The 24,017-nt window shown below is 70.5% G+C and carries 16 protein-coding genes, 1 tRNA gene and 1 pseudogene; 13 read left to right on the top strand and 5 right to left on the bottom strand.

The window, feature by feature from the left end; genetic code table 11:
* Window positions 1–120: 120 nt before the first annotated feature.
* A complete protein-coding gene (locus tag BN1187_RS02495; RefSeq protein WP_052462201.1) occupies window positions 121–777 on the bottom strand; it encodes a TetR/AcrR family transcriptional regulator in 657 nt (218 codons plus the stop codon).
* A gap of 169 nt (window positions 778–946) precedes the next feature.
* Here BN1187_RS02495 and BN1187_RS02490 point away from each other — a divergent pair.
* The 3 genes from BN1187_RS02490 to BN1187_RS02480 all read left to right on the top strand — a co-directional run bounded on the left by BN1187_RS02490 (window position 947) and on the right by BN1187_RS02480 (window position 3,490).
* Window positions 947–1,025, top strand: a tRNA-Gln gene (locus BN1187_RS02490).
* A 32-nt stretch (window positions 1,026–1,057) separates the two neighbouring features.
* Entirely contained in the window at window positions 1,058–2,392 is a 1,335-nt protein-coding gene (gene glmU / locus BN1187_RS02485; protein WP_235750552.1) for a bifunctional UDP-N-acetylglucosamine diphosphorylase/glucosamine-1-phosphate N-acetyltransferase GlmU, read from the top strand.
* Between the two features lie 117 nt (window positions 2,393–2,509).
* Window positions 2,510–3,490: a ribose-phosphate diphosphokinase gene (locus BN1187_RS02480; RefSeq protein ID WP_040158418.1), complete on the top strand. Its 981-nt coding sequence runs from the start codon at window positions 2,510–2,512 to the stop codon at window positions 3,488–3,490.
* Between the two features lie 36 nt (window positions 3,491–3,526).
* Here BN1187_RS02480 and BN1187_RS02475 read toward each other — a convergent pair whose 3' ends face one another.
* A complete protein-coding gene (locus BN1187_RS02475; RefSeq protein WP_040158415.1) occupies window positions 3,527–3,799 on the bottom strand; it encodes a hypothetical protein in 273 nt (90 codons plus the stop codon).
* Window positions 3,800–3,872: 73 nt separating this feature from the next.
* Here BN1187_RS02475 and BN1187_RS02470 point away from each other — a divergent pair, with 73 nt between their 5' ends.
* The 4 genes from BN1187_RS02470 (at window position 3,873) to BN1187_RS02455 (ending at window position 8,134) form a co-directional block, all read left to right on the top strand.
* Window positions 3,873–5,498: an MFS transporter gene (locus tag BN1187_RS02470; RefSeq protein WP_082034456.1), complete on the top strand. Its 1,626-nt coding sequence runs from the start codon at window positions 3,873–3,875 to the stop codon at window positions 5,496–5,498.
* Window positions 5,499–5,646: 148 nt separating this feature from the next.
* On the top strand, window positions 5,647–6,336 hold the full coding sequence (locus BN1187_RS02465; protein WP_040158411.1) for a 50S ribosomal protein L25/general stress protein Ctc: 690 nt from the start codon (window positions 5,647–5,649) through the stop codon (window positions 6,334–6,336).
* A gap of 1 nt (window position 6,337) precedes the next feature.
* A complete protein-coding gene (gene pth / locus BN1187_RS02460; protein WP_040158408.1) occupies window positions 6,338–6,937 on the top strand; it encodes an aminoacyl-tRNA hydrolase in 600 nt (199 codons plus the stop codon).
* Between the two features lie 150 nt (window positions 6,938–7,087).
* A complete protein-coding gene (locus BN1187_RS02455; protein ID WP_218184553.1) occupies window positions 7,088–8,134 on the top strand; it encodes an SGNH/GDSL hydrolase family protein in 1,047 nt (348 codons plus the stop codon).
* 19 nt (window positions 8,135–8,153) lie between these two features.
* On the opposite strand, the gene BN1187_RS02450 is transcribed toward BN1187_RS02455, so the two are convergent.
* On the bottom strand, window positions 8,154–8,915 hold the full coding sequence (locus tag BN1187_RS02450; RefSeq protein ID WP_040158406.1) for a TetR/AcrR family transcriptional regulator: 762 nt from the start codon (window positions 8,913–8,915) through the stop codon (window positions 8,154–8,156).
* A gap of 141 nt (window positions 8,916–9,056) precedes the next feature.
* Between BN1187_RS02450 and BN1187_RS02445 the strand changes: the two genes are divergently transcribed.
* Window positions 9,057–11,309: an ATP-binding cassette domain-containing protein gene (locus BN1187_RS02445; protein WP_235750551.1), complete on the top strand. Its 2,253-nt coding sequence runs from the start codon at window positions 9,057–9,059 to the stop codon at window positions 11,307–11,309.
* A gap of 137 nt (window positions 11,310–11,446) precedes the next feature.
* On the opposite strand, the gene purL is transcribed toward BN1187_RS02445, so the two are convergent.
* Entirely contained in the window at window positions 11,447–15,394 is a 3,948-nt protein-coding gene (gene purL, locus BN1187_RS02440) for a phosphoribosylformylglycinamidine synthase (RefSeq protein WP_052462200.1), read from the bottom strand.
* 113 nt (window positions 15,395–15,507) lie between these two features.
* Here purL and mfd point away from each other — a divergent pair, with 113 nt between their 5' ends.
* Complete coding sequence (mfd, locus tag BN1187_RS02435) at window positions 15,508–18,963, top strand: transcription-repair coupling factor (RefSeq protein WP_052462197.1); 3,456 nt, start codon at window positions 15,508–15,510, stop codon at window positions 18,961–18,963.
* A gap of 129 nt (window positions 18,964–19,092) precedes the next feature.
* A pseudogene (locus BN1187_RS14785) lies at window positions 19,093–19,326 on the top strand (sigma factor); the annotation flags it as partial.
* A gap of 260 nt (window positions 19,327–19,586) precedes the next feature.
* Here the strand turns inward: BN1187_RS14785 and BN1187_RS14780 are convergent.
* Window positions 19,587–21,083, bottom strand: a complete 1,497-nt coding sequence (locus BN1187_RS14780) for a serine hydrolase domain-containing protein (protein WP_052462196.1) — start codon at window positions 21,081–21,083, stop codon at window positions 19,587–19,589.
* On the opposite strand from BN1187_RS14780, the gene BN1187_RS02420 reads away from it, so the two are divergent.
* From BN1187_RS02420 to eno, 3 genes are all read left to right on the top strand, one after another.
* Window positions 21,082–21,762, top strand: a complete 681-nt coding sequence (locus BN1187_RS02420) for a SurA N-terminal domain-containing protein (RefSeq protein ID WP_157754725.1) — start codon at window positions 21,082–21,084, stop codon at window positions 21,760–21,762. The two genes, BN1187_RS14780 and BN1187_RS02420, sit on opposite strands and share 2 nt — an antisense overlap.
* 41 nt (window positions 21,763–21,803) lie before the next feature.
* Window positions 21,804–22,421, top strand: coding sequence for a nucleoside triphosphate pyrophosphohydrolase (locus BN1187_RS02415; protein ID WP_052462395.1), 618 nt, complete (start codon window positions 21,804–21,806; stop codon window positions 22,419–22,421).
* A gap of 270 nt (window positions 22,422–22,691) precedes the next feature.
* Complete coding sequence (gene eno, locus BN1187_RS02410) at window positions 22,692–23,978, top strand: phosphopyruvate hydratase (RefSeq protein ID WP_040158391.1); 1,287 nt, start codon at window positions 22,692–22,694, stop codon at window positions 23,976–23,978.
* Window positions 23,979–24,017: the final 39 nt, after the last annotated feature.

The following is a 24,017-nucleotide window of genomic DNA, read 5'->3' as shown; positions in this document are numbered from 1 at the left end:
AATGCTCGGGCCGTTCATTTTTGCTTGTCAGCGCCCGATCTAGCGGCTGAAATCAGGCTCGAAGACGAACCGCCCTTATCGCGGAATCACTCCGGCCAGGCAAATGCTGCCCCAGCACCATCAGGCCACGTCGTCGGGCTCGGACGGGGTGTCGACCTCGGGCTGGTGATCGTCGACGATCCGCAGTTGAGGGGAGACCTGCAGGTTCCGCATGCCGTTCCACGCCAGGTTCACCAGGTGGGCGGCGACCTCGGGCTTGTTCATGCCGGAGGTGACGCGGGCGTCCACCCACCACTGACCGGCGAGCGCCACCAACCCCACGAGCATCTGGGAATACAGCGGGGCCGTCTGTGGGTCGAAGCCGCGTCCGGCGAGCTGCTCGGCGAGCAGCCCCTCCACCCGGCTGGCGACCGACGACAGGATCGTCTGGAACGAGCCGCTGGTCGTGTACGGCGACGAGTCGCGGGCGATGATGCGGAAGCCGTCGGGGTGGTCCTCGATGTAGTCGAGCAGCGCGAGGGTGCCGAGCTCGATCAGCCGCCGCGGGTTCGTGTGCCGGGTGATGGCGACGTGGATGCCGTCGTGCAGGGTCCTGATCTCACGGTCGACGACGACCGCGTACAACCCCTCCTTGCCGCCGAAGTGCTCGTACACCACGGGCTTGCTGACCTGGGCGTGGGCCGCGATCTCCTCGACCGACGTCCCTTCGAGCCCCCGCTCGGCGAACAACCCGGTGGCGACCTCGATGAGTTGCTCGCGGCGCTCGGCGCGGGTCATCCGGACGCGCGCGTGCCGGGCTCGTGGAGCGGGGACGGAACTCACTGCTCGATTGTCCCACGTCGCGTCGCGGTAGGGGCGGCCCTGCTGCGCGCCGCGCCGGTCGGCGTCGAGTCGCTAACGATCGCCGGGCGTTCTAGACTCGACCCAGCCCTGCCTGACGGGGCGTTCCCCGGTTGGTCTGCCGGCAGGGCCCGCCTGACTTTGAATCAGGACAAGCGACGTAGGTTCGACTCCTACCCGGGGAGCGGAGGCGTTCCGTCCCCGGAGGGAGAAACCCATGACCGCACCGACGTCCGAACCAGGCGTGGCGGCCGTCGTCGTCCTCGCGGCCGGCGCTGGCACCCGGATGAAGTCCCGCACCTCGAAGCTTCTGCACGAGGTGGCCGGCCGCACGCTGCTCAGTTGCGCGGTGGACGCCGCCCGCGCCGTCTCACCAGAGCGCCTCGTGGTCGTGGTGGGTCACCAGCGCGAGCAGGTGCAGACGCACCTGTCCGAGATCGCGCCCGACGTCACGATCGCGGTCCAGGAGCAGCCCAACGGCACCGGGGACGCCGTGCGATCGGGCCTCGTGCCGATCCCCGACGTGCAGGGTGAGGTCGTCGTCACCATGGGCGACGTCCCGATGCTCTCGGGCGAGACGCTGGCCGAGCTCGTCGCCACCCACCGGCGCCACGGGGACGCGGCGACCGTCCTCACCACCGTCCTCGACGACGCCGGCTCCTACGGACGCGTCGTGCGGGACGCCGACGGCCAGGTCACCGCCATCGTCGAGCGCAAGGACTGCACGCCCGAGCAGGTCGCGATCCGCGAGATCAACGCCGGCATCTACGTCTTCGACGCCGACGTCCTGCGCGCCGGGCTCGCGTCCCTGACCACCGACAACGCCCAGGGTGAGCTCTACCTCACCGACGTGATCCGCTACGCGCGCAGCAGCGGCGGCCGCGTCCACCCGCAGGTGCTCACCGACGCTTGGCAGGCGGAGGGCATCAACGACCGCGTGCAGCTGGCCGCGATGGGCAAAGAGGTCAACCGCCGCATCTGCGAGCGCTGGATGCGCGCGGGCGTCACCATCGTCGACCCGGACACCACCTGGATCGAGGACACCGTCAGCATCGAGCAGGACGTTACGCTGCTCCCGGGCACCCACCTTCGCGGCGCGACGACCATCAAATCCGGGGCGCGCGTCGGCCCCGACACCACGCTGGTGGACGTCGAGGTCGACGAGGACGCCACCGTCACCCGCTCCGACTGCACGCTGGCCCTCATCGGCGCCCGCGCCACCGTCGGCCCGTACGCCCTGCTCCGTCCGGGTAGCGAGCTCGGCGAGGAGGTCCGTCTCGGCACCTTCGTCGAGACGAAGAACGCGCGCGTCGGACGCGGTGCGAAGATTCCGCACGTGGCCTACGTCGGAGACGCCGAGGTCGGCGCTGAGGCCAACATCGGCCCCGGGGTCGTCTTCGGGAACTACGATGGGGCCGCCAAGCATCACACCGAGGTCGGACGTGGCGGTTTCATCGGCGCTGGGGCGGTTCTTCTCGCGCCCGTGACGGTGGCGGACGGCGCCTACGTGGCGGGCGGTTCCGTCATCACGGACGACGTCGCCCGCGGGTGACCTCGCGGTGGCGCGGGGCGAGCAGGTGAACGAAGCGGGTTGGGTCGACAAGAGCCTGGCGGGCACTCCGGTCGCGGAGGCGGCCCGCGCGGCGCGTCAGGGTGAGGGAGTAACCGAGTGAGCGGCATCAAACGGCCGAACGAGAAGCACCTGATGCTGTGCACCGGGCGTGCGTTCCCGGAGCTGGCCGAGGAGGTCGCCGACCTTCTGCACGTCGAGTTGGTGCCCACGCGGTCGCTGACGTACGCCAACTCCGAGATCTACGTCCGCTTCGAGGAGTCCGTGCGCGGCGCGGACGCCTTCGTCATCCAGAGCCACTGCGCCCCCGTGAACGAGTGGCTGATGGAGCAGCTCATCATGGTGGACGCGCTCAAGCGCGCGTCCGCCAAACGCATCACCGTGGTCTCCCCGTTCTACCCCTACGCGCGCCAGGACAAGAAGCACGCCGGCCGTGAGCCGATCTCGGCCCGCCTGGTGGCCGACCTGTACAAGACGGCCGGCGCCGACCGGCTGATGTCGATCGACCTGCACGCCTCGCAGATCCAGGGCTTCTTCGACGGCCCGGTCGACCATCTGATCGCGCTGCCCGTGCTCGCCGACTACGTCGTCAGCAAGTACCCGCTGGACGAGATGACGGTCGTCTCCCCGGACGCCGGCCGCGTCCGCCTGGCCGATGCGTACTCCGACCGCCTGGGCGCCCCGCTGGCGATCATCCACAAGCGCCGTGACCCGAACAAGGCCAACGAGGTCGCCGTCGGCGAGGTCGTCGGCGACGTGCGCGACCGGGTCTGCCTGCTGGTCGACGACATGATCGACACGGCCGGCACGATCTGCCTGGCCGCCCAGACGCTGAAGGAGCGCGGCGCGAAGGCCGTCATCGCGGCCGCGACGCATCCGGTGTTGTCGGGGCCGGCCGCGCAGCGGCTCAACGAGTCCGCGTTCGAGGAGGTCATCGTCACGAACACGATGCCGATCCCGGACGAGGTCGACATCCCGAAGCTCACGGTGTTGTCGGTGGCTCCGCTGATCGCGGAGGCCATCCAGCAGGTCTTCACCGACGGTTCGGTCACCAAGCTGTTCGAGGGCGCCCACGTGTAGGTCGCCCCTCCGGCGGGACGCCGTTCCGGCACGCCGTCACCGTGCCGGGGCGGCCTCCGCGTCGTCCGCCTCCCAGGCGGCGAGTTCCTTCTCGTGCATCGCCGTGTGCTGGCGGTAGCCCGCCCGGGAGCCGATCACCGAGCCCACGAGGACGATGGCCAGCGCGATCGGGGCGAGGTAGAAGCCGGTCGTGTACGACTTCGTGACCGGGTCGTAGAAGGCCCCCCAGATCGGCGCGCCGACGGCCATGCCGAGGGTGTAGCCGGAGCCGGCCATCGACCAGATCTTGCCGAAGTCGCGCGGCCCCATCGCCCGCGCCTGAGCAGCGGCGGCTCAACCGTGCCGGTGGACATCCCCAGCGACATCAACAGCATCGCGGGACGTGCTGACCGAGTGCGACGTCGGGGGCCGGGATCTTGTCCTTGAGGGCACAGTCGCCCCGGCGATCCTGGCCGACATCAACGCCGGCGGGAACAGCTACGTCAACGCCACCCAGATGAACCTCGCGGTGTCGATCACCTCGCTGTTCTCCGGACTCTTCATCGTGCTGATGGGCGGCTTGGCCGACAAGGTCGGCCGCGTCCGCATCACCCTGATCGGCCTGGTCATGGGCATCATCGGCTCCGCGCTGCTCATCTTCGCCGCAGGGCCGCTCGCGTTGCCGCTGCTGCTGGCCGGCCGCGCGATCCAGGGCTTCTCGGCGGCCTGCATCATGCCGTCCACGATGGCCCTGCTCAAGACCTACTGGGACGGCCCCGCCCGCCAGCGAGCCGTGTCCATGTGGTCGATCGGGTCGTGGGGTGGCTCCGGCCTGGCAGCGTTGTTCGGCGGCGCCGTCGTGCAGTACGTCGGCTGGCGCGGCATCTTCATGGCCTCGATCGTCATTTCGGTGATCTCGATCCTGATGATCCTCGGCACCCCCGAGAGCCGGGTCCCGGACACCGGCCGCAAGGCGTTCGACATCGTGGGCCTGGCGCTCTTCATCGTCGGCACGCTCGGGCTGATGATCGTGCTGCTGTTCGGCTCCGGCCCGGGCTGGACGAGCAGCACGGTGCTGGTGCTCGGCGCCGTCGCGATCGCGGCCTGGGTGGCGTTCGTCTTCTGGGAGAAGAAGCAGGCCAACCCGTTCATCGACTTCGGGCTGTTCGTGAACACCACCTTCACCGGTGCCACGATCTCGAACTTCCTGCTGAACGCGACCATCGGCATGCTGATCGTCTCCCAGCAGCTGATCCAGCTCGCCGGGCACAAGCCGGACGGCTCGCCCTACACCGCCTGGGACGCCGGCCTGCTGACCATCGGCTACGGCGTCTTCATCATCGCGTTCATCCGCGTGGGCGAGAAGCTGCTGCAGCGCTTCGGTCCGCGCAAGCCGATGATCTGGGGCACGCTCATCGTCATCGTGGCCTGCCTGCTGCTGATGGCCACCCACCTGCTCATCGGCCAGTACGCCATCTTGGCGATCATCGCCTACTGTTTGTTCGGCCTCGGCCTGGCGTTCTACGCCACCCCGTCGACGGACGCCGCGCTGAGCAACCTGCCCGCCGCGCAGGCCGGTTCCGGCGCGGGCATCTACAAGATGGCCTCCTCGCTGGGCGGCGCGATCGGCGCTGCCGTGTCGCTGGCGGTGTTCACCGCGATGGCCGGGTCGAGCGGGTCGTTCATGGACAACGTCGTCACGATGGAGGGCCGCACCGACAACACGGCGATCCGCCTGGCCGGCATGATCGCGCTCGGCGTCAACCTGGTGTTCCTCGTGCTCGCCATCTTGTCGATCACCACGACCGTCCCCAAGGGCGGCGGCAAGCGCGACCTCGGCAAGCAGGCCCCCACGCCCGCCCCGGCGGCGCAACTCCCGCCGGACGAGGCGAAGCAGGACGTCATCGCGCGGCTGTCGTCAATGTCGCTGGCCGACCTGCAGCGCCTTGAGAAGCAGGTGTTGGTCGACCGGCTGAGCGATCTCGACACCACGGTGCTTCGCGAGCTGGTCGACGAGAGGCGCGGCTGAGCGGAGGGATTTCGCCGCCGCGCGTACGTCGGGTAGGCTGGCAGGGTTGCCTCGGCGAGGGGTGTCCCGACACCCGTGATCGACAAGGTCCCGTGTCCGCCTGTCGCCGAGCCCCCTATTTTCCCAGTTGAGGTTCGAGGAGTTTCCAGTGGCAGACGAGATCAAGATCGAAGCCGAGTCGCGTACCGAGTTCGGCAAGGGCGCGGCCCGACGCATCCGCCGTGACAACAAGGTGCCGGCCGTCATCTACGGTCATGGCACCGATCCCATTCACATCACCCTGCCGGGCCACGAGACCCTGCTCGCGCTGCGCACCGCCAACGCTCTGCTGTCGATCACGATCGACGGCGGCCGCTCCGGCCTGGCGCTGCCCAAGCAGGTGCAGCGCGACCCGATCAGGGGCTTCCTCGAGCACGTCGACCTGGTCACCGTCCGCCGCGGCGAGACCGTGACCGTGGAGGTGCCGGTGCAGCTCGTCGGCGAGGACAAGCCGGACAACATCGTCAACCTCGACGCGCAGGTGCTTGAGGTCGACGCCCCGGCGATCGACATCCCGAGCAACCTCGAGGTGGACATCACCGACCTCGTGGCCGGCGACCAGGTGCTGGCGAAGGACCTGAAGCTCCCCGAGGGCACGGTCTTCAACGGCGACCCCGATCTGCTGATCGTCTCGGTGTCCCAGGCCAAGTCGGAAGAGGAGCTGGAGGCCGAGCTCGACGAGGCCGTCTCCGAGGCGACCGAGGAGGGCGAGGAGCCCGAGGCCGAGGCTGCCGACGAGGCGTCCGAGGAGGGCGAGTCCTCCGAGGAGTCCGAGGGCGATTCCGAGGGCGACAACTAATTTGGCGGCCTGGCTGGTGGCCGGGCTCGGTAATCCCGGCCCGGCCTACGCCAACACCCGGCACAACGTCGGGTTCATGGTGGCGGACGAGCTCGCGCGGCGTGCGGCGGGCTCTTTCGCCGCGCCCCGGGGCATGCGCGCGGACGTCTGCGAGACCCGGCTCACCGCCACGGGCATGGGCGGCATCGGCGCGGACGCCGAGCGCGTCGTCCTGATCAAGCCCCGCACCTACATGAACGACTCCGGCGTCGCCGTGGCGAAGGCGTCCGCCTTCTACAAGATCGCGGCCGACCACCTGGTCGTCATCCACGACGAGCTCGACATCGACGCCCATACGCTCCGCCTGAAGAAGGGCGGCGGCGACAACGGGCACAACGGGCTGAAGTCGATCCGCTCGAGTCTGGGCGGCGGCGACTTCTACCGCGTCCGCTTCGGCATCGGACGCCCGCCCGGCCGGCAGGCCCCGGCCGACTACGTGCTCAACCAGATCCCCGCCTCGTTGCGGGAGGACCTGGCCCTCGACGTCGACCGCGCCGCGGACGCCGTCGAGGCGCTGATCCGCGAGGGGCTCCCCGCGGCGCAGAACCGCTTCAACTCCTGACTCCGCGGAGCGGGCCCGGCCCCCCGATGGGCGCGGCTCCCTCTGCGCGCGTGTCGCTAACCATCGGTCAGAACCTCGCCGGACCCGGTGCGCTCGCCGCTTCCATGGTGAAAACTCCAGTCAGAGTCCCCCTCGACAGGAGTTTCCCCGGTGAAGACCTTCATCCGCCGCGCCTTCGCGGCCCTGACCATCGTGGCCGGCGCGTCCAGCGTCCTGACCGCGCCCCCCGCCCATGCGGCCACCGCCGCCCCCGGTTACGTCGCGCTCGGCGACTCCTACGCTGCCGGGGCCGGAGCGGGCAACTACATCAACGACGGCAGCGGCTGCCGCCGCTCCGCCAACACCCACGACGTGCTCATCGCCCAAAGCCAAGGCCTGGCCCTCGACCTGCAGGCCTGCTCCGGCGCCGTGGTCGCCGACGTCGCCGGACGCCAACTGGGCGCCCTGAACGCCTCGACGGCGTACGTCACCATCAGCGCCGGCGGCAACGATGTCGGGTTCTCGCACGTGATCTCCGAGTGCGCCCAGCCCGGGTGGATGTCGAACTGCAACGGCGCCATCGACGACGCGCTGGCCACCGCGAACAACGCGTTGCCCGGACGGCTCGCCGGCCTGTACGCGTCCGTGCGGGCCCGTGCGCCCCACGCCAAAGTGACGGTCACCGGGTACCCGCTGCTGTTCAACGGCACCGACTGCCACGTGCTCACCTTCTTCTCCGGAGACGAGATGAGCCGGCTGAACTCGGCCACCCGCCGGCTCGACGCGATCCTCGCCGGCGAGGCCGCCAAAGCGGGCTTCGCGTTCGCCGACGTCCGCGGCATCATGGCCGGGCACGCCGTCTGCGACCGGCCCGCGTGGATCACCAACCTCACCACCCTGAGCGCCGGGGATTCGTACCACCCGAACGCGGACGGCCAACGCTACGGCTACGCGCCGCCCACCAGCGCGGCGATGGGCGTCGGCGGCCCGGTCTCCGGCATGGGGACGCGCGCAGCGTCCGTCCGCACCGGGACGACGACATCGTCCGACACGCGCCGCGGTCGGATCACGATCCCCGACCTGACCACCCCGGCGGCGCGGCGCAAGGCCGCCGCCGCGGGCGTGACGCGGGCCGAGCTGGACGCGATCGTCCGGGCCCAGCGGTCCGGAGCCAGCAACGCGACCCTGGAGCGGATGAGCGTCGCCGCGACGCGCTAGGTGTATTGATCGGGGACGGTCAGGGGTTGTCGGTGACTCGTTGTTCGAGGTCGCTGATGATGGTCTCGACCGCGCGTGCACAGAATCCTGCGGGGTCGCCGGCGTTGGCGACGGTGTGACCCACCCGGCTGGAGATGGGCAGGTCGTTGTCGCCGAGCATGTCGCTGAGGCGAGGGCCGACCGTCTGCCACCATTGCGCGTCGGAGAGCCTGCTCTCGGCACGGGCACGGTCCATCGCAACGTGCCACCGGGCTGCGTACTGCGTGGTGGCGAGCAGGTGCGTCAGCGCTTGGTCCATGGTCAGGTCGTCCAGACCTATGCCGTCCAGCGGGGCGAGCTCGTCCTCGTACTTCGCCAGGTGCCCGGGCCCCAGGATCGGCCTGGCCGGGGACACGTCGCCGAGCCAGCCGTGCGCGACGGCGTGTTCGTAGTTGCAGGTCGCGATGTGCCGCACAGCGGTGCGCCAGTCGGGCAGATCGGCCGGCTTGTCACGTCCCGCATAGGTCGTCGTGGCCACGCGGTCGATCATCAGCTCGACCAGTTCGGGCTTGCCCGGGACGTAGCCGTACAGGGTCATGGCACCCACGCCCACCTCGTCGGCGAGGCGGCGCATCGTCAGCGCCCCGATCCCGTCGGCGTCGGCGAGCCTGACCGCGCGCTCGACCACGGCGTCCAGCGTCGTACCGGACCGACCCATCTTTGTGGCGGGGCTCCACAGGAGCTGGAGCAGGCGTAGCGGTTCGGGCTCGCTGCTTGCGTGAGTCTGTCTGGACGGCTTCATGACTGACCTCCTTGCGACACCGGGAATATAGCGGCAGTCTGTACCGTACGTTGTACGGTAGACGCGAAGGGGAGGTGTCGGGATGACGGTGGTTCTGGAGGCAGAGGGGCTGACGAAGCCATGACTCTCAACGAGATTCGCGTGCGCGGTGCACGTCAGAACAATCTGCAGAACCTCGACCTCGACCTCGCCAAGCGCAGCCTGATCGTGGTGGTCGGTGTCTCGGGGTCGGGGAAGTCGTCTCTGGTCTTCGACACCATCGCCGCAGAGGCGCAGCGCCAGATCAACTCCACCTTCAGTGCGTTCGCGCAGAACTACCTGCCGTCCTACGGTCGCCCTGACGTCGATCTCCTGGAGAACCTGTCGGCAGCCGTGGTCATCGATCAGCGACGCCTCGTCGGCGGGCCCCGTTCGACGGTGGCGACCTTCACCGACATCGGCGACTGGATGCGGATGCTCTGGTCCCGAGGCGCCGACCCACACGTCGGGTACTCCTACGCCTTCTCGTTCAACGACCCGGCCGGCATGTGCCCGACCTGCCAAGGGCTCGGACGAGAGAAGGCACTCGATGTCGAGGGCTTCCTCGACGAAGCGCGCTCGCTACGCGAAGGCCCCTTCCGCCACCCCGAGTACAAGACCGGGTCACTGGCTTGGCGCCGCTACGCCGACAGCGGGCTGTTCGACATCGACGTGCCGATCGAGCAGTTCTCGACCAAGGAACGCCACCTGCTCCTCGATGCGGCGCCCGGCGAGGTGGAGCCCACCGGTCCGCATGCCCTCCCGGGCGAGTACGAAGGGGTCCTGGTGCGGTTCAGGCGAATCCAGCTCGCCAAGGACCCTGCCCAACTCAAGGGGGAGGCCAAGAAGGCATACGACAGGCTGGTCACCGAGCAGCCCTGCACCGACTGCGGCGGCACACGGTTGAACGCGGCTGCCCGCACCGCCCACATCGACGGACTCATGCTCCCAGCCGCGTACGCGATGCAGGTCAGCGACCTGAGCGACACGATGCGTGGATGGGACCTCGGCCCGCTCCGCACCGTCGTCGACGAGATCACCACCCAGCTCGACCGTCTCATCGAGCTCGGCCTGGGTTATCTCAGCCTCGACCGGGCCACCGCCACCCTGTCCGGCGGTGAGGCGCAGCGGGTGCGCATGGTGGGGCACCTCGGCAGCACGCTCAACGACATGCTGTACATCTTCGACGAGCCGACCACCGGCCTGCACGCGCGAGATGTCGACCGGCTCGCCCAGCTGCTGATCGACTTGCGCGACAAGGGAAACACCGTCCTGGTCGTCGAGCACGACCCCGCCATCATGGCCATCGCGGACCAGGTCATCGAGATCGGCCCAGCCCCCGGACCACACGGCGGCCGACTCGTCTTCCAGGGCAGCTTCGAACAGCTGCGCGGCACCGACACCCCGACGGGTGCAGCGCTGCGGGCCCACCACGTCACGGACCGCGAACCACGCGTGAGCACCGGTCTGCTGCGCATCGAGCACGCCCGTTCGCACAACCTGCGTGACGTCAGCGTCGACATCCCCCTCGGCGTCCTCACCGTCGTGACCGGCGTCGCTGGCTCGGGAAAGTCTTCCCTGATCCACGGGCACCTACCCCAGGTGGCCCCCGATGCGGTCCTCGTCGACCAAGGCCCGATCCGCGGCTCGCGCCGCTCCACGCCAGCTTCCTGGACCGGCATGCTCGACGAGATCCGTCGCATCTACCCCAAGGCGACAGGCCAGCCCGCCGGGCTCTTCTCACCCAACGCCGACGGCGGCTGCCGCGCCTGCGAAGGCACCGGCCTGACCTTCATCGACCTCGGCTTCGCAGACTCGGTCACGACCCCCTGCGAGACATGCGGGGGCAGGCGCTTCCGCCCAGGCGCCCTACGGCACACAGTGGACGGGCTGACCATCGCGGACGTCTTCGAGCTGACCATCGACGAGGCGCGCGACCACTTCACCGACACCCGCCTCGTCCGGCTACTCACCACAGCCTCACAAGTCGGGCTCGGCTACGTCACCCTCGGCCAGAACCTCATCACCTTGTCCGGCGGGGAACGACAGCGCCTCAAGCTGGCTCGCGAGCTCACGGCCGGCGCGGACATCATCGTCCTGGACGAACCCACCACAGGACTGCACCCCAACGACACCGGCCGGCTCGTCGACCTGCTGCACCGCCTCGTCGACGACGGCCGCACGGTCATCGTCATCGAGCACGACCTCGACGTCATCGCAGCCGCCGACCACGTCGTCGATCTAGGACCCGACGGCGGTCACAACGGCGGACTCGTGCAGTTCACCGGCAGCGTCACCGACCTCGCCCGCACAGACACCCACACGGGCGAGTACCTCCGCCGCCACCTGCAGAACCGGCGATCCGCGCGGGCCTGACCTGAAGACCCCATGCCCGAGGTCCAATCCGCCCGGCTTCGCTGACCGGCTCGCGGCGACCAGCCGGCGATTGATCAACGTGTCCGGTCAGTACAGGTAAGCGTCGCCGTTGCTCCGAACTGTTCGGGGCGGGAGATTCAGCCGAGGTGGGCCCGTGCGTTGCGGAACAGCCGCAGCCACGGGCTCGCGTCGCCCACCTCGCCGCTCGTCCAGCTCAGCTGGAGGTTGCGGAGCACCCGCTCGGGGTGCGGCATCATCGCGGTGAACCGGCCGTCCGGCGTCGTCACCGCGGTGAGCCCGCCGGGCGAGCCGTTCGGGTTGGCCGGGTAGGCCTCGGTCGGACGTCCGTGGTTGTCGACGTAGCGCAGGACGCCGTGCACGGCGCCGGCGTCGCCTCGGGTGGCGAAGTCGGCGCGGCCCTCACCGTGGGACACCGCGATCGGGAGCCGCGACCCCGCCATGCCCGCGGTGAAAAGGGACGGGGAGTCCAGCACCTCGACCAGCGACAGCCGCGCCTCGAACTGTTCGGAGGTGTTGCGGCGGAACAGCGGCCAGGCCTCAGCACCCGGGATGAGCTCGGCGAGGGCGCCGAACATCTGGCAGCCGTTGCAGATGCCGAGGCCGAACGTGTCGGGCCGGGCGAAGAAGGACGCGAAGGCGTCCGTCAGCGCCGGGTTGTGCAGGATCGACCGCGCCCAGCCCTCGCCCGCGCCGAGCGTGTCTCCGTAGGAGAACCCGCCGACGGCGACCAGGCCGGCCGCGTCCGCGAGGTCGAAGCGGCCGTGCTGCAGGTCGGTCATGTGGACGTCGACGGCCTCGAATCCCGCCGTGTGGAACGCGTAGGCGGTCTCCACGTGGCTGTTGACGCCCTGCTCGCGCAGGATCGCCACCCTGGGGCGGGCGCCCGTGGCGATGGAGGGGGCGGCGACGTCCTCGCGCGGGTCGAACGTCGTCTTGACGTACAGGCCGGGGTCGCCGTCCGCGGCGAACGCGGCGTGCTCGGCGTCGGCGCAGGCGGGGTTGTCGCGCAGGGCGGCCATCCGCCACGACACCTCGTCCCATGCCTGACCCAGCAAGCGGAGCGGCTCGTCCAACGTGGGGCGTCCGGCGATCGCGACGCTCACCCGGGCCCCGGCCGGGGCGGGGGAGCCGCCCGGACTGGTGGCGCCCACCTGTCGGGTCAGGTCGCCCAGGCCGTGCCTGGTGAGCACGGCCGACGCCTCGGCGACGGACGCCGCGGGCACAGCCAGCACGGCGCCGAGTTCCTCGGTGAACAGTGCCGCGACGGACGCCACGTCCAGATCGAGGCCGGTCGACCCGGCCAGTGCCATCTCCACCGCCGCCGCCCACAGGCCGCCGTCGGAGCGGTCGTGGTAGGCGGCGATCAGCCCGGCGTCGCGGAGTTCGTTGACGGCGTCCACCAGCGCGACGAGGCGCGCGGGGTCGTCGAGGTTGGGGACCGCGTCGCCGAACGCGTCGTTGACCTGGGCGAACATCGAGCCGCCGAGGCGGTCCGCTCCGGCGCCGAGGTCGACGAGCAGCAGCGTCTGGCCGGGAGCGACCTGCGGGGTGAGCGTGCCGCGGACGTCCGTCAGCGAGGCGAAGGCGGTGACGACCAAAGACACCGGCGAGGTGACCTGCTTGGCGCCGTCGGCGTCCGACCACGTGGTGCGCATCGACAAGGAGTCCTTGCCGACGGGGATGCTGACGTCGAGCGCCGGGCACAGCTCCAGGCCGACAGCGCGGACGGTGTCGTAGAGGGCGGCGTCCTCGCCGGGCTCGCCGCAGGCGGCCATCCAGTTGGCCGACAGCTTGACCCGGTTGAGCGTGATCGGGGCGGCGAGCAGGTTCGTGATCGCCTCGCCGACCGCCATCCGGCCGGACGCGGGCGCGTCGACGGAGGCCAGCGGCGTCCGCTCGCCGGAGCTCATCGCCTGACCGGCGAACCCGACGTGGTCGGTGAGGGTGACGGCGACGTCGGCCACCGGCACCTGCCACGGGCCGACCATCTGGTCGCGGTGCGTCAGTCCGCCGACGGTGCGGTCGCCGATGGTGATCAGGAAGCGCTTGGAGGCGACGCTCGGGTGGCGCAGCACGGCGTAGGCCGACTCGCGCACCGCTGCGGCGTCGTCGAACGGCGCCAGGTCGAAGGCGTCCCCGGAGCGTTCGAGTCGGGTGACGTTGCGCAGCATCTTCGGCGGCTTGCCGAGCAGCACCTGCAATGGCATGTCGGCCGCAGGGTCGTCGCCGGGGCCGCCCTCGATGCCGTTGTCGGCGAGCACGAGGCGTCCGTCGTCGAACGCCCGCCCGACCACGGCGAACGGGGCCCGCTCGCGGGCGCAGATGGCGGCGAAGCGCTCCAACGCGTCGGGGGCGATGGCCAGGACGTAGCGCTCCTGGCTCTCGTTGCTCCAGATCTCCTTGGGCGCCAGGCCGGATTCCTCCAGCGGCACAGCGTCCAGGTCGAAGCGGGCGCCCATGCCGGCGTCGTCCACCAGCTCGGGGAACGCGTTCGAGAGACCGCCGGCGCCCACGTCGTGGATCGCGAGGATCGGGTTCTCGTCGCCCAGCGCGGCGCACGCCGTGATGACCTCCTGGGCGCGCCGCTCCATCTCGGGGTTGCCGCGCTGCACCGAGTCGAAGTCGAGCGCCGCGGCGTTCGTGCCGGACGCCATCGAGGACGCCGCACCGCCACCCATGCCGATGCGCATACCGGGGCCGCCCAGCTGGATCAGCAGGGATCCCTCGCCGAAGCGCACCTTCTCGGTCTGCTCGGCCGCGATCTGTCCGAGACCGCCGGCGCTCATGATCGGCTTGTGGTAGCCGCGGCGGACGCTGTCCACTGTCTGCTCGTACACGCGGAAGAACCCGCCGAGGCCGGGGCGTCCGAACTCGTTGTTGAACGCGGCGGCGCCCAGCGGCGCCTCGGTCATGATCTCCAGCGGGGACGCGAGGTGGTCCGGCGCGCCGTACCGCTCGGCCTCCCAGGGCTCGTCGGTGCCGGGCAGGTTCAGGTTGGACACGATGAACCCGGTCAGGCCCGCCTTCGGCTGCGACCCGCGCCCGGTGGCGCCCTCGTCGCGGATCTCGCCGCCCGAGCCCGTCGCGGCGCCGGGGAACGGCGAGATCGCGGTCGGGTGGTTGTGCGTCTCGACCTTCATCAGGACGTGGACCTCGCCGGGGCGCTCCGCGTAGGGCGCGGGGCCGGCGTGGGCGTCGTCCGGGGCGGGGAGGAAGCGGGTGGCCTGCCCGCCCTCCATGACCGAGGAGTTGTCGGAGTACGCCACGACGGTGCCGGACGCCGGCCCGCCCGCCACCTTCTCGGTGTTGCGGATCATGCCGAACAGCGAGCTGTCCTGCGGCTCGCCGTCGATCACGAAGTCGGCGTTGAAGATCTTGTGGCGGCAGTGCTCGGAGTTCATCTGCGCGAACATCATGAGCTCGACGTCGGTGGGGTTGCGGTCGAGGGCGGTGAAGGCGTCCACGAGGTAGTCGACCTCGTCGTCCGAGAGGGCCAGGCCGTAGGCGGCGTTCGCCTCGACGAGGGCCGCGCGGCCGCGACCGCGCACGTCGACGTGCTCCATCGGCTCGGCGTCCTTCTCGGCGAACACGGCCTCGGCGGCCTCGAGGCCGGGCAGCGCCGATTCGGTCATGCGATCGTGCAGGACGTCCGCGCAGGCCTGCCACTGGTCATCAGACAGCTCGCCGTCGAGGGCGAGCGTGTACTCGGTGACCCGCTCGACGCGGTGCACCTCGATGCCGCAGTTGCGGACGATGTCGGTGGCCTTGGACGCCCACGGCGAGATGGTGCCGAGACGGGGCGACACGACGATGGTCGCGGTCGCGCCCTGCGGGGCGGCGGACGGCGCGTCACCGTAGTCGAGGATCGCCGCGACGGCCTCGGCGGCGTCCGGGGTCAGCGCGGAATCGGACGCCACGAGGTGGACGTAGCGCGCGGTGACCCCGCTCACCCGCGGCGCCACCTGCTGAAGGCGGCCCATGACGGCCGCCGCCCGGAAGGGGGAGAGGGCCGAACCGCCCGGCACCTCGAGGATGCAATAGGTATGGGACGAGGTCGGCGTCACGATGGCCCTCCGGATGGTCTCAGTCTTGGACGCCAGCCAGGCTACCGGTGGGCCCGGTGCCGACGCTCCGCCGACCAGCCGGACGCGGTGGCGGACCACCTAGACTGCACCCCGTGGATCTTGACGGCCTTCTCGAGTTCGTCGCCTCCGAACCCGTGATCAAGCAGCTCGTCGAGGCCGCTCACACCGGGTCCGAGCCGACGTTGGACATCGCCATCCCCGAGGCCATGCGGCCGCTCATGGTGGCGGCGCTGGAACCCGAACGGCCCCAGCTGGTCATCACCTCGACGTACCGCGAGGCGGAGGCGCTCACCGCGTCCCTGGCATCGCTGCTCGGCGAGGACGCGGTCAGCTACTACCCGGCCTGGGAGACCCTGCCGCACGAGCGCCTCTCGCCCCGTTCCGACACCGTGGGACGCCGCCTCGACGTCCTGCGCCGGCTCGCCGGCCACGACGAGCGGCCCGCGCCGCGCATCATCGTGGCCCCGGTCCGCGCCGCCCTGCAGCCCCAGGTGAAGGGGCTGGGCGACCTGCTGCCGGTGCGGCTGGTCGCGGGGGAGGACTACGACATCGAGGACGTCGCGCGCATGCTCGTGGACGCGGCGTATGTCCGTGTGGACCTCGTCGAGCGGCGCGGCGAGTTCGCGGTGCGCGGCGGCATCATCGACGTCTTCCCACCGACGGAGGAGCACCCGATCCGCGTCGACTTCTTCGGCGACACCGTCGAGGAGATCCGGCACTTCCAGATCGCCGACCAGCGCTCGGACGAGGCGTTGCTGCCGGAGATCACGGCGTCCCCGTGCCGGGAGATGCTGATCACCGAGAAGGTCCGCGAGCGCGCGCATGAGCACGCCCGAAACGGCGCGGTGCCCGACCAGCTGCGCGACGTGTTCGAGCGCATCGCCGACGGGCACGCCGTCGATGGCATGGAGGCGCTGTCCGCCGCGCTCGTGGACGGTCTCGAACTGCTCGTCGACGTCGTGCCGGCCGAGACGCTGGTCCTCGTCAGCGACCCCGAGAAGGTGCGGGCCCGCGCGCTCGAGCTGCACGAGACGTCCCAGGAGTTCCTGCGCGCGTCCTGGACGGCCGCCGCGGAGGGCGGCAAGGCGCCGATCGACCTGGAGGCGTCCGCCTACCGGGCGTTGGGCGAGGTGCGCACCGACGCCGTCGACCGCGGCCTGGCCTGGTGGACGTTGTCCTCCTTCGCCGAGGATCCCGAGTCTCTGCGCGTCGATGCCGTGGAGAACGAGGTGTACCGCGGCGACACCGAGCGGGCGGTCGAGGCCATCTCCGACGCCGCGCACAGCGGCTGGACGGTCGTCCTCGTCGCCGACAACAACGGCCGGGCCACCCGCATGGCCGAGATCCTCGCCGGCGCCGAGCTGGCGGGGCGCGTCTCCGTCGTGGTCGCCGACCTGCCGCACGGCTTCCGCGTCGAGACGATCAAGCTCAACGTCTTCACCGCCGGCGACCTCTCCGGCCAGCGCGATGTCGACAAGTCGGCCCGCAAGATGCCGGCGCGGCGCAAGAACGCGATCGACCCGCTCGAGCTGACGTCCGGCGACTACATCGTCCACGAGCAGCACGGCGTCGGCCGCTACGTCGAGATGGTGCAGCGCACCGTCGCCGGCTCGACGCGCGAGTACCTGGTCGTCGAGTACGCGCCGTCCAAGCGCGGCCAGCCGGGCGACCGGCTGTTCCTGCCCATGGACCAGCTCGACCAGGTCACCCGCTACGTCGGCGGGGACGCCCCCTCGCTCGACCGCCTCGGCGGCTCCGATTGGGCGCGGCGCAAGAGCCGGGCCCGCAAGGCCGTCCGCGAGATCGCCGCCGAGCTCATCAAGCTCTACGCCGCCCGGCAGGCGACCAAGGGCCACGCGTTCGGCGTCGACACCGTGTGGCAGCGCGAGCTCGAGGATGCCTTCACCTACGTCGAGACCCCCGACCAGCTGGCCGCGATCACCGAGGTGAAGGCCGACATGCAGCAGGTCGTCCCGATGGACCGGCTCATCTGCGGTGACGTCGGGTACGGCAAGACCGAGATCGCGGTGCGCGCGGCGTTCAAGGCGGTGATGGACGGCAAGCAGGTCGCCGTCCTCGTGCCGACGACGCTGCTCGTCCAACAGCACTTCCAGACGTTCGCCGACCGCTACGCCGGCTTCCCCGTCACCGTGGCGCAGCTCAGCCGTTTCCAGACGAACGCCGAGATCAAGAAGACGGTCGAGGGGCTGGCGGACGGTTCGGTCGACGTCGCCATCGGGACGCACCGGCTGCTCAGCGATCAGGTGCAGTTCAAGGATCTGGGTCTGGTGATCATCGACGAGGAGCAGCGCTTCGGCGTCGAGCACAAGGAGGCGCTGAAGAAGCTGCGCCTCAACGTGGACGTCCTCGCCATGTCGGCCACCCCCATCCCGCGCACGCTTGAGATGGCCGTCACGGGCATCCGCGAGATGAGCGTCATCGCGACCCCGCCCGAGGAACGCCACCCCGTCCTGACCTTCGCCGGACCGTACGACGACGGGCAGGTGCGCGCGGCGATCCGGCGCGAGCTGGCCCGCGAGGGTCAGGTGTTCTTCATCCACAACCGGGTGAACAGCATCGGCAAGGCGGCCGCGCACATCCAGGACCTCGTCCCCGAGGCGAGGGTCGCGGTCGCGCACGGCCAGATGAACGAGAAGGCGCTCGAGCAAGTGATGGTCGACTTCTGGGAGCGCAAGGCCGACGTCCTGGTCTGCACCACGATCGTCGAGGCCGGCCTGGACATCTCGACGGCCAACACCCTCATCATCGAGCGCGCCGACCTGATGGGCCTGTCCCAGCTGCACCAGCTGCGCGGACGCGTCGGGCGCGGACGCGAGCGCGGCTACGCCTACTTCCTCTACCCGGCCGACAAGCCGCTGACCGAGACCGCGCACGACCGGCTCTCGACGATGGCCGCCCACACCGACCTGGGCGCCGGCATGGCGATCGCGATGAAGGACCTGGAGATCCGCGGCGCCGGCAACCTGCTGGGCGGCGAACAGTCGGGACACATCGCCGACGTCGGCTTCGACCTCTACATCCGGCTCGTCGGCGAGGCCGTCGCCGACTTCCGCGGCGAGGACACCGAGCCCGAACCCGAGATGAAGATCGAGCTGCCCGTCGAGGCGCACCTGCCCGTCGACTACGTCGAATCGGAGCGGCTGCGCCTCGAGATGTACAAGCGCATCGCGCAGGTTCGGGAGGTCGCCGATCTCAACGCCGTTCGGGACGAACTCGTCGACCGCTACGGCACCCCGCCCGAACCGGTGACCGCGCTGCTGGAGGTCGCCCGGTTCCGGCTGCTGTGCCGCAGCGTCGGCCTCACCGAGGTGATCTCGGCCGGCACCTTCATCCGGCTCAGCCCGGCCGAGCTGCCCGAGTCGCGGGTGCTGCGCCTCAATCGGCTCTATCCCGGGGCGAAGGTGCACAAGGCGTCCAAGCAGGTGCTGCTGCCGCGTCCGATGACCCGCCCGATCGGCGGCCAACCCGTCAAGGACCTGGCGCTGCTGGAGTGGGCCACCCAGGCCGTCACCGCGCTGTTCGGCTGACCGGCCGGCCTGCTCGCCAACGTCCAGGTCGGCCGAGGAAAGACGTCCCCGGCCGATTCCCCCAGACAGGCAACCCCACGCGCCCCTCGTCCGTAGTGCAGGGTGAAGACCTCAACGAAGGGGAGCGTGATGGACAGACCGAGCAAAGACGATCGGGACGCCTCGTTCGCCGCGTTCGTGGCGGAGGCGAGCGGGTCTCTCAGCCGCACCGCCTGGCTGCTCACCGGCGACCGGACCCTCGCCGCCGACTTGGTGCAGGCGGCGCTGATCAAGACCTACCTGGCCTGGCCGCGGGTGCGGCATGACGAGGCGCTCGCGTACACGCGCCGCGCCCTCGTCAACGACACCATCGACCGCTGGCGCCGGCACCGCCGCGAGGTGCTGGTCGCCGACCTCCCCGACGCGTCGCCCGCCGAGCCGAGCGACCGCGTCGCCGACCGCGCCGAGATCGCCGGCCTGCTGGCCCGGCTGCCCGAACGGGCGCGGTCAAGTGGCCGCTCGCGACGACGATCGCCTGGCGCGACGCCCAGGGGACGGCGCACACGGCGACCCAGAAGTGACCCTGCGGAACTGGCCGTGTCCAACGGGCGCGGTCAGTTCCGCCGTCGGCGGGGCCGCCGGTCTCACGCGACCGAGGACGCCGCCACCCCCACGGCCACGGCGACGGCCACCATCGCGGCGAACCACGCCACACCAAGCACTCCGGCGACGACGGCCAGCCACGCCCGACGCGGCGGCCGCCACGGCAGGGAGCCCCAGCGCAGGACCGTCGCGACCACACCGCCGACCGTCAACCCGAGCGCGGCGCCGAACAGCCAGGCCGGCGACCAGTCCCACGGGGCGGCGATCCACCACAGCAGCACCGCGCCGGCGGCGCCCAGCAGCTGACCGACGATCCTCGTCCGGCTGCGGCCCAGCACGGCCGCCCACGCCGCGACCAGCACGACGACCAGACCGATCGCGACCCACCCGACCGTGTCAGTGTCGACCGGCATCGGCGGGAGAGACCAGGCCTCGGGGCGGTGCACCAAGCGCGCGGCGGTACCGGTCACGTCGACCGACGTATTGGTCAGCACCAGCGCGGCCGTCCCGGCCTTCCGGTCGATCATCAGCGCGGTGCGCGTCCCGCCGGTGCCGCCGTTGTGCCACACGACGGGGCGATCGTCCGGCGAGGCGACCATCCAGGCGAGCCCGATCTCGTTCCCGGGAATAGAGGTCGGCCACCGAGGGTCCAGCGCGCTCATCCCCGGCGCCTTGCCGTCCAGGATCGCCTGGGCGTAGCGGGCCAGATCGCTCGCGGTCGTGGTGACCCCGAGCCCGGCGGGCGCATAACCCAGTCCCGTCCACGGCTCGATGGCATGACCGTTCGACTGGTGGGGCTGCATCAGGTCCGGGGCGGGGGAGCCCGCCGGAGCGATGTGGGTGGCCGTCATGCCGAGGCGATCGAACACCCGCGTGTGCACCAGCGTCGGCCAATCCGGGACGCCGGCGGCGCGCGTCAGCGCCTGGCCGAGCAGCGCCGCGCCCAGGTTGGAGTACTGCATGGTGCCCCGGCCCGTCAGCGGCACCGTCCGGACCTGCTCGATCAGGGACGCCGGGGTGCTGGACGTGTAGTCGCTCAGCGCGGCGCCGGCCAGGTCCTGGACGACGATCGCCGCCCAGTCCGTCCTCGCGAGCGAGGGCAGGCCGGACCGGTGGCTGGCCAGCTCCTCCAGCGTCACCTCGCCGACCGGCGTCCCGGCGAGCTCGGGCAGGTGAGCGTCCAACCGGTCGGTCAGCTTGACCTCGCCGCGCTGAGTTGCGTCCGCCAGCAACAGGCCGTCGAAGGTCTTGGTGATCGAGCCCAGCTCGAAGCGAGAGTCGGCGGTGACGTCGCCGAAGCCCGCCCAGGTGACCTTGCCGCCGCTCAGGCGCGCGGCGCTGACGGCGGGGTAGCCGTCGGGTCGGTCGAGCGCGGCCCGTAGGTCCCGGGCGAGCGTCTCATCGCCGCGGGCCGGTCCGAGCGGGGCGGTGCGTGGCCCGGCCAGCGCGAACAGCAGGGCGCCGGCGATGGCGCACGCGAGGACGATGAGGAGGGAACGGAGGCGAGAACCAGGGGCGGGCGATGGTGTGGAGGCCATGAACCCATTCTTGTCCCGGCCGAGGCCGCCCGGCGAGGAGATCGACGAGCGCCGTGCGGCGTGGGCCGTCCTTGTGCATCCGCCAGTCGATCTGCAGCTAGGATCGCTCGTGTTCATCGACGTCCGTCACGTCCCTAGGGAGCAGCTCGAGATGAAGAACGCAGCCCGCACGCTCGCCGCCACCGGCGCGGTCCTGGCACTGGCGCTGACGGGCTGTGCCGCCCAGAACCCGCAGAACGCGGCGACGGTCGGCGGCACGACGATCTCCGAGGACACCATCCAGACCCAGACGACCGACCTGGCCAACGCGCTGCAGACGCAGCCGTCCCAGATCCGGCTGTCGGTGGTGAACAGCGCGATCCTCGGCGCGGTGTCGCAGCAGCTCGCCCAGCAGAACAACATGACGATCACCCCGGCGCAGCGACAGCAGATCATCGCGCAGGTTCCGCAGCTGGCTCATCTCGCGCAGACAGAGGGCGGCAAGCAATACGTCGACAACGCCACCACGTATGTCGCGGTCGCCCGCAAGATCGGCGAGGACAAGTTCCTCACCGGCTGCTCGAAGCTCGACGTGACGGTCAACCCGCGCTACGGACAGTTCATCCCCGAGAGCTGCCAGCTGTCGGGCACCACCGGCAGCCTCAGCAACCCGGTGCCGACGGCGACGCCGCAGCCGTGACCGACGCCCGGCACCCCGGGCTCGACCGGCTCGCCGAGGTGATGCACGTCCTGCGGCACGAGTGCCCCTGGGACGCCGAGCAGACCCACGCCAGCCTGGTCAACCACCTGATCGAGGAGACCGGCGAGGTCGTCGAGGCGATCGAGACCGGCACGGACGCCGACCTGCGCGAGGAGCTCGGCGACCTCCTCTTGCAGGTGTTCTTCCACAGCGAGATCGCCGCCGAGACCGGCCGCTTCACCGTCGACGACGTCGCCGACGGCATCGCCGACAAACTCATCCGCCGGCACCCGCACATCTTTGCCGGCGAGGATGCCCCCGTCGACAAGGTCGCCTCCTGGGAGCAGCGCAAGAAGCAGGAGAAGGGACGCCGCTCGGCGCTGGACGGCATCGCGTCCCCGCTCGCCGTGCTGGCCCGCGCCGGCAAGGTCGTCTCCCGCACCCGCGCCCACGGCGTCGGGGTCGAACTGCCCGACGAGCCGATCACCGCGGACGAGGTCGGGACGCAGATCGTGGCGCTCGTCGCCCGTGCGCAGGCGTCCGGGGTGGACGCCGACCAGGCCACCCGGGCCGCGCTCCGCGCCCTCGAAGCCCGAATCCAGGACGCCGAACGCGCGGCCGTCCAGGGCGACGATCGAGCCGTCCAGCGGCCGGAGTAGGCTGACCGGCGAGAAGCCAGCGAGCGAGAGGAGCGCGCCATGTGCCGTCCGGTGACCTGTGACAAATGTGGGAAGACGACGTGGGCGGGGTGCGGCGAGCACATCGACCAGGTGAAGGCTCAGGTGCCCGCGGGCGAATGGTGCACCTGCCCGCGGTGACGGATGCCCGGCGGGTTGCAGCCCGGTGAACGTTCCACAGCCACCCCTCTAGGCGAGAGCCCGAACCACTAGAGTGAGCCACGAACGGTACTTTCAATGAAAGGCAGAATCGTGGCAACCATCGAATTCGTCGACGCTCGCGAGATCCTCGACTCCCGCGGCAACCCCACCGTTGAGGTTCAGGTCATTCTTGATGACGGTTCCGAGGGCCGCGCTGCGGTTCCCTCCGGCGCTTCCACTGGCGCTTTCGAGGCCGTCGAGCTCCGCGACGGCGACAAGAAGCGCTACGGCGGCAAGGGAGTCCTGAAGGCCGTCGAGAACGTCCAGGAGCAGATCGCCACCGAGGTGATGGGTCTCGAGGCCGATCAGCAGCGCCTGGTCGACGTGACCATGCTCGAGCTGGACGGCACCGACAACAAGGGCAAGCTGGGCGCCAACGCGATCCTGGGTGTCTCCCTGGCCGTCGCCCGCGCCGCCGCCGAGTCGGCCGCGCTGCCGCTGTACCGCTACGTCGGCGGCCCCAACGCCCACGTGCTGCCCGTCCCGATGATGAACATCCTCAACGGCGGCTCGCACGCTGACTCCAACGTCGACATCCAGGAGTTCATGATCGCTCCGGTCGGCGCGGAGACCTTCGCCGAGGCCCTTGAGATGGGCGCGGCCGTGTACCACGCGCTGAAGAAGGTGCTGAAGGACAAGGGCCTGGCCACCGGCCTGGGCGACGAGGGCGGCTTCGCGCCGAACCTCGAGAGCAACCGCGCCGCGCTCGACCTCATCCTCGAGGCCATCAAGGCCGCCGGGCTGGAGCCGGGCACCGACATCTGCCTCGCGCTCGACGTCGCCGCGTCCGAGTTCTTCGAGAACGACGCCTACGACTTCGAGGGCCAGAAGAAGTCCAGCGACGAGATGATCGCGATCTACTCCGAGTGGGTGGACGCCTACCCGCTGGTCTCCATCGAGGATCCGCTGAACGAGGAAGACTGGGACGGCTGGAAGAAGATCACCGAGCAGCTCGGTGAGAAGGTCCAGCTCGTCGGCGACGACCTGTTCGTCACCAACCCCGAGCGCCTCGCCCGCGGCATCGAGAACGACACCGCGAACGCGCTGCTCGTGAAGGTCAACCAGATCGGCTCGCTCAGCGAGACCCTGGACGCCGTGGACATGGCGCACCGTGCGGGCTACCACTGCATGATGAGCCACCGTTCCGGCGAGACCGAGGACACCACGATCGCCGACCTCGCCGTCGCCACCAACTGCGGCCAGATCAAGACCGGTGCGCCGGCCCGCTCCGAGCGCGTCGCGAAGTACAACCAGCTGCTCCGCATCGAGGAGGACCTGGACGACGCCGCGACCTACGCCGGTCTCGACGCCTTCCCGCGGTACACCAACCGCAAGTGACTCGCTGCTGAACCGCCGGCGCCGGTCGTCCCCTCGGGG

The organism is Nigerium massiliense (assembly GCF_000826085.1).
Taxonomy (GTDB): Bacteria; Actinomycetota; Actinomycetes; order Propionibacteriales; family Propionibacteriaceae; genus Propioniciclava; species Propioniciclava massiliense.
This window is presented reverse-complemented; position numbering and strand designations above follow the sequence as displayed.

Coding starts and splice junctions, on each gene's coding strand:
- BN1187_RS02420 (WP_157754725.1), top strand. CDS start 21,082: ATGAACCCATTCTTGTCCCGGCCGAGGCCGCCCGGCGAGGAGATCGAC.
- BN1187_RS02415 (WP_052462395.1), top strand. CDS start 21,804: ATGCACGTCCTGCGGCACGAGTGCCCCTGGGACGCCGAGCAGACCCAC.
- glmU (WP_235750552.1), top strand. CDS start 1,058: ATGACCGCACCGACGTCCGAACCAGGCGTGGCGGCCGTCGTCGTCCTC.
- BN1187_RS02475 (WP_040158415.1), bottom strand. CDS start 3,799: ATGGGGCCGCGCGACTTCGGCAAGATCTGGTCGATGGCCGGCTCCGGC.
- BN1187_RS14780 (WP_052462196.1), bottom strand. CDS start 21,083: ATGGCCTCCACACCATCGCCCGCCCCTGGTTCTCGCCTCCGTTCCCTC.
- BN1187_RS02450 (WP_040158406.1), bottom strand. CDS start 8,915: ATGAAGCCGTCCAGACAGACTCACGCAAGCAGCGAGCCCGAACCGCTA.
- BN1187_RS02495 (WP_052462201.1), bottom strand. CDS start 777: ATGACCCGCGCCGAGCGCCGCGAGCAACTCATCGAGGTCGCCACCGGG.